We start from the raw sequence: 288 nt of genomic DNA, 5'->3' as shown, positions 1-288 counted from the left end.
CCCAAAAGATTTTTAAAGGAAAAGACCTGAGTAAGGTTGCTAGCCACACTCTTAATTACGGGCATATCGTTGACCCTCAAACTGGCAAGGTTATGGACGAGGTTATGATTGGTGCTATGAAGTCTCCAAAGACCTTCACTCGTGAAGATATTATCGAGATTAACACCCACGGTGGGATTGCGGTGACCAATGAGATTCTCCAGCTAGCTATCCGTGAAGGAGCTCGATTGGCAGAACCCGGTGAATTTACCAAGCGGGCCTTTCTAAACGGTCGTGTTGACCTGACTC

The 288-nt window shown here is 46.9% G+C and carries 1 pseudogene; it reads left to right on the top strand.

The window, feature by feature from the left end:
• Positions 1–288: pseudogene (locus tag SORDD24_RS10610) on the top strand (tRNA uridine-5-carboxymethylaminomethyl(34) synthesis GTPase MnmE); the annotation flags it as partial.

Source organism: Streptococcus oralis, from assembly GCF_001579175.1.
Lineage (GTDB): Bacteria > Bacillota > Bacilli > Lactobacillales > Streptococcaceae > Streptococcus > Streptococcus oralis_O.
This window is presented reverse-complemented; position numbering and strand designations above follow the sequence as displayed.